This window comes from Streptomyces sp. NRRL S-87 (assembly GCF_000719335.1).
Lineage (GTDB): Bacteria > Actinomycetota > Actinomycetes > Streptomycetales > Streptomycetaceae > Streptomyces.
Genome location: NZ_JOGB01000121.1, coordinates 1 through 4,809 on the forward strand (window position 1 = coordinate 1; position 4,809 = coordinate 4,809).

Annotated in this window: 5 protein-coding genes; 2 read left to right on the forward strand and 3 right to left on the reverse strand. The window is 75.7% G+C overall.

What is annotated here, in order from left to right; all coding sequences use genetic code 11:
• Window positions 1–162: 162 nt before the first annotated feature.
• Both IF43_RS0135120 and IF43_RS0135125 read right to left on the reverse strand, forming a co-directional pair.
• On the reverse strand, window positions 163–957 hold the full coding sequence (locus IF43_RS0135120; protein WP_030210846.1) for an ABC transporter permease: 795 nt from the start codon (window positions 955–957) through the stop codon (window positions 163–165).
• Window positions 954–2,105: an ATP-binding cassette domain-containing protein gene (locus tag IF43_RS0135125; RefSeq protein ID WP_078910685.1), complete on the reverse strand. Its 1,152-nt coding sequence runs from the start codon at window positions 2,103–2,105 to the stop codon at window positions 954–956. The genes IF43_RS0135120 and IF43_RS0135125 overlap by 4 nt, the downstream gene beginning before the upstream one ends.
• A gap of 64 nt (window positions 2,106–2,169) precedes the next feature.
• Here IF43_RS0135125 and IF43_RS0135130 point away from each other — a divergent pair, with 64 nt between their 5' ends.
• Entirely contained in the window at window positions 2,170–2,976 is an 807-nt protein-coding gene (locus IF43_RS0135130; RefSeq protein ID WP_078910686.1) for a TetR/AcrR family transcriptional regulator, read from the forward strand.
• 37 nt (window positions 2,977–3,013) lie between these two features.
• On the opposite strand, the gene IF43_RS0135135 is transcribed toward IF43_RS0135130, so the two are convergent.
• The gene (locus IF43_RS0135135; RefSeq protein ID WP_030210860.1) at window positions 3,014–4,246 is read right to left on the reverse strand and encodes a type ISP restriction/modification enzyme; all 1,233 of its coding nucleotides are present in this window, start codon (window positions 4,244–4,246) and stop codon (window positions 3,014–3,016) included.
• Between the two features lie 101 nt (window positions 4,247–4,347).
• Here IF43_RS0135135 and IF43_RS42300 point away from each other — a divergent pair, with 101 nt between their 5' ends.
• Window positions 4,348–4,512: a hypothetical protein gene (locus tag IF43_RS42300; RefSeq protein ID WP_199922842.1), complete on the forward strand. Its 165-nt coding sequence runs from the start codon at window positions 4,348–4,350 to the stop codon at window positions 4,510–4,512.
• Window positions 4,513–4,809 lie beyond the last annotated feature (297 nt).

The window sequence follows — 4,809 nt, forward strand, 5'->3', positions numbered from 1 at the left end:
TGGCCGAAGGCCAGGGCGAAGCCCCAAAGCCCTCGGGGTGGGCCTGCCGCAGGGCCTGCAGGCCGCCCCTGTCAAGCGCCGAGGGGACCCACACACCACACGGCGGCCGCCTTACGCGCTACCGCTACGGGCTGCCGCTACGGGACGCCGCTACCCCGCACCTCACCCCCCACCCCGTGAGAAGCGGCGCGTGGCCAGGGGTACGGACACCAGGAGCAGGACGAGGGACCAGCCCAGCGCGCCCGCCACCGGGTGGGCCACCGGCCAGGCGGCCCCGGCGACGGCCTCGGCGCCCGCGTTCCCGCACAGCTCCCGCACGGCCGTGGCCACGGCGCTGATCGGGTTCCATTCGGCCACCGCCCGCAGCCAGTCCGGCAGCCCCGCCGTGGGGATGTACGCGCTCGACAGCAGTGGCAGCACGAAGGTCGTGCTGCCCAGTTGGCCGGCGCTCTCCTCGTTCGGCGCGAGCAGACCCAGGTACGTGCCCAGCCAGGCGGTCGCGAAGCGGAAGAGCAGCAGGACGCCGAACGCGCCCAGCAGCCCGGGCAGTCCGCCCTCGGCGCGCCAACCCACCGCCAGCCCCACCAGCACCAGCGGCACCATGCCGACCCCGGTGGTCACCAGGTCGGCGGCCGTCTGCCCCAGCGGGACCGCGGCCCGGCTCATCGGCAGGGTGCGGAACCGGTCCATCACCCCGCGGTGGGCGTCCTGGGCGGCCGTGAACATGCCCGTCATCAGGCCGTTGGCCGCCGTCGCGGCCAGTAGGCCGGGCACCAGGAACTCCCGGTACTCGGCGCCCGGCACCGCGAGCGCGCTGCCGAACACGTAGCCGAAGAACAGCAGCATCGTGATCGGCATGGTCTGTGTCATGACCAGGAGCGCCGGAGCGTGCCGGGCGCGCTGCAACTGGCGGCCGAGGACCGCCATGCCGTCGTGGAGGACCCCTCCGGCGCTCATGCCGCACGCTCCCGTCCGGTGGTGGGGCCGGCGGGCGCGGTGGCCGTGGTGGATCTGGTGGTCGTGGGCGTGGTGGTCGTGGGTGCGTTGTCCGTGCGCGCCGCCGCCCTCCCGCTGCGCGCGACCTCGCCGGCCGTGGCCGTCAGACGTAGGAACACCTCGTCCAGGCTCGGCGGCCGCAGGCTCGCGTCCACCACCGGCACCCCGGCCGCGTCCAGCTCCCGGACGATCCGCGGCAGCGTCAGGGTCGGGTCGACGGCCACCGCCCCGACGGTGCACCGCTCCCGGTCGAGCACCGGCAACGCGCCGGTGAGCCGGTCGAGTACGGCCGCCGCCGCGGCCACCGGGTCCCCGCCCACCGGGATCCCGCCCGCCGCGTCCCTGCCCGCCCTGCCCGTGTCCCCGGTGTCCGCGGTGTCCGCGGTAGCCACGGTGGCCACGGTCACCTCCACGTACCCGCCGACCAGGCTCTTGAGGCCGGCCGGCGTGCCGGTCTGGGCCACCCGCCCGCGGTCGATCAGCGCGATGTCGTCGGCCAGCCGGTCGGCCTCCTCCAGGTACTGGGTGGTCAGCAGTACGGTCGCGCCCTCGTCGGCGAGTTCCCGGACCGCCTCCCAGATCTGCGTCCGGCTGCGCGGGTCGAGCCCGGTCGTCGGCTCGTCGAGGAACAGCACCCGCGGCCGGGTGAGCAGCCCCGCCGCGAGGTCAAGGCGCCGCCGCAGGCCGCCGGACCAGGTGCGGGCGGGCCGGTCGGCGGCCTCCGCGAGCCCGAACCGGTCCAGCAGCTCGTCCGCCCGCTCCCGTGCGGCCCGGCCGCGCACCCCCGCCAGCCGTGCGAACAGCCGCAGGTTCTCGCGGCCGGTGAGGTCCCCGTCGACCGAGGCGTACTGGCCCGTCACGCCGATCGCGCGCCGTACGGCGGCCGGTTCGCGCCGTACGTCGTGGCCGGCCACCCGGGCCGTACCGGCGTCCGGGGCGGTCAGGGTCGTGAGCACCCGTACGGCGGTGGTCTTGCCGGCGCCGTTGGCGCCGAGCAGCCCGTAGACCGTGCCCTCGGGCACGGCCAGGTCGAGGCCGCGCAAGGCCTCGACCGAGCCGTAGCGCTTTTCCAGACCCTCACTAAGTACAGCGTACGTAGTTGTCGTCATGGCGGTCACCCTACCTGACTGCGTACGGCGTACGTAACTACGATGGGGGGCGAGGTGATGATCAATGGCAGCCAGCGGGCGTCCCGCTGTCCCCGGGGTGATCTGGGCGCGTCCGCAGCGTGCGGGACGCGGCCCGCGCCCGGCCCACAGTCGCGAGGGCATCGCGGCGGAAGCGGTGCGCATAGCCGACGAGGAGGGCATCGACGCCGTCTCCATGCGCCGGGTCGCCGCGGGCGTCGGGGCGGGCACGATGTCGCTCTACAACTACGTTCCGCGCAAGGAGGACCTGTACGAGCTGATGGTCGACGCCGTCAGCGCGGAGTACGCCTACCCCGAGCACCCGTCCGGCGACTGGCGCGCCGACCTCCTGGACCTGGCCCGGCAGACCCGCGCGCTGATGCACCGCCATCCGTGGCTGCCCCGGCTGCTGTCACCCGCGTACGGCTTCAGCCCGCACGCGCTGCGGTACCTGGAGTACTCGCTGGCCTGCATGGACGGCCTGGCCCTTCCGGCCGGCCGGAAGGTCGAGCTGGTCGCCTCGGTCAACGGCACGGTGACGACCTTCGTGGCGTCCGAGCTGGACGCCGCCGAGCGGGTACGCGGGCTGCCGTGGACCGAGGCGCAGGAGGCGGAGGTGCGCGGCGCGTACCTCGCCGAGCAGATGGCCACGGGTGCCTATCCGCGGCTGGCGGCGGCGCTCGCGGAGAGCTTCGGCGCGCCGCCGGAACCGCTGGACGCGGTGTTCGAACGGATGCTGCTGCGCTTGTTCGACTCGTTTGGGGCCGAGGCGGAGGCTGAGGCTGATGCGGGGGCTGAGGCGGGGGCTGAGGCTGATGCGGGGGCTGAGTCGGGGGCTGAGGCAGGGGGATGAGGTTGAGGCGGGGGCTGAGGGTGGGCGGGGGCCTCGGTCAGAGCAGTGCGAACTGTCCGTCCGGGCCCTCCTCCTGGTGGTCCAGAACCGACGCCGGGCGGCGGGCCGCGAGCGGGGCGGGCAGGACGCCCGCCGCCCGGAGCTCGCCCGCTCCCGGCCCCGGCTCCGCTTCCAGGGCGGCCGCCAACGCGGCCCGCTCCGGCTCCGCCTCCGCCAGCAGCGCCAGTACGGTGATCAGCGCCAGCAGTTCCGAGGTCCACTCCTGCGGCCACACCGCGGGCCCGATGCCCTCCAGCCCCTCGGCCTCCCGGTGCGCGCCGCGGCGCTCGAACCACCGCTCCAGCACCCGCACCCCCGACACCTCGAACTCCCAGGCCGCGGCCGGCACCGGCGCGATCCGCCCGCCGTCCAGGACCAGCGCCTCCGTCTCGGCGTCGTACGCGGGTCCGGCCGGCCAGGCCGGCAGCGCGGCCCGTACGTACGGACGCCGCCCGCCCGGCAGCCGGGGCGCCGGAGCCCCGTGCGCCCCACGCAGCTGTGCAGCCAGGAGGCGGTGGCCCAGCTCGACGCCCGCCCGCCACCGCTCCCCGGACGCGGGCAGCGGTACGCGGCAGCCGTCCCGGGACGGACGGCCGGCCGCCAGCGCCCAGGCCGGCACGTCCTCCGGGGCGACCTCACAGCCGTAGCGGCCGCGCAGCAGCGGCAGCAGCCCCGGGGCCAGGTTCGGCTCCGCCCCGTCCGGCCGGCGGTACAGCGGCCGGATCCGGCCCGGCCGGCCGCCGGGGGAGCGGCCCTCGGGGAGCAACGCCGAGGCCAGCAGCGCCGGCCCGGTGGCGCGACCCGGCTGGTGGACGTGGCCCAGCTCCAGGACGAAGAGCTGGCGTGCATCGGCGATCCGCCACAGCTCCGGGCGGGCCGAATCGATCAGGCGGTGGTCCGGGAGCAGCCACTGCTCGTCGAAGGGCTCGTGCAGCACCCGCACGGGCTCCGGGCAGGGCCCGGCCTCCCGGGCCAGCCGTACCGTCCCCGTGGACTGCCCCGGCAGCGCGCCGACACCGGTCCGCACCCCGCGCGCCCGGGTCGGCCGGAACAGCCGCTCCCGCTCCGCCCCCTCGGCGCGGACCAGCGCGCCCCAGCGGGCCCGCAGGGTCCGTGCGTCCGGCGCCACCACCCAGGCGCGGCCGAGCCGCAGCGGCGGCACCGACCAGGGCATCAGATCGTCCAGCAGAGGTACGTCGGAGACCAGCGGCGTATCGCTCACGGGCCGCATGCTAACGGCATCCGAACCCGATCGGCCGGGACAAGAGCTACGCTCCTTTTGTGGGTAGATGTCCGCGTCCGTGCGGCATGCCCGGACCGAGGAGGCTGGTCATGAGCCAGTACGACGAGTACTCGACCCCGTCCCAGGCGGAGGGCGAACGCCTCGACGAGGACATGGACGACAAGGAACGCCAGCAGTTCCAGCACCCCATGACCGCGCGCACCACCCCCTCGCAGGCCGAGGGCGAGCGGACTGCTGACGACGACAAGAAGTAGGGGTCGGGGGGCTCACCGGTGGGGGGTGTGGGCTGGGCGGGCGGTGTCGGGGTCGGGCTGACCGGTGGCGGGGTGGGCTCACCGGTGGGGGGCGTGGGCTGGGCGGCCGGTGTCGGGGTGGGCTCACCGGTGGGGGGCGTGGGCTGACCGGTGGCGGGGTGGGTTCGCCGGTGTCGGGGTGGGCTCGCTTTGCGGGGCCGCCCCGTGGTGTGTGGGTCCCCTCGGCGCTTGACAGGGGCGGCCTGCAGGCCCTGCGGCAGGCCCACCCCAGGGGCAAGGGGCTTCGCCCTGGCCTGC

What these genes read in the sequence shown, in the direction of transcription:
- IF43_RS0135120 (WP_030210846.1), bottom strand. Translation starts at nt 957, where the DNA reads ATGAGCGCCGGAGGGGTCCTCCACGACGGCATGGCGGTCCTCGGCCGC.
- IF43_RS0135125 (WP_078910685.1), bottom strand. Translation starts at nt 2,105, where the DNA reads ATGACGACAACTACGTACGCTGTACTTAGTGAGGGTCTGGAAAAGCGC.
- IF43_RS0135130 (WP_078910686.1), top strand. Translation starts at nt 2,170, where the DNA reads ATGGCAGCCAGCGGGCGTCCCGCTGTCCCCGGGGTGATCTGGGCGCGT.
- IF43_RS0135135 (WP_030210860.1), bottom strand. Translation starts at nt 4,246, where the DNA reads ATGCGGCCCGTGAGCGATACGCCGCTGGTCTCCGACGTACCTCTGCTG.
- IF43_RS42300 (WP_199922842.1), top strand. Translation starts at nt 4,348, where the DNA reads ATGAGCCAGTACGACGAGTACTCGACCCCGTCCCAGGCGGAGGGCGAA.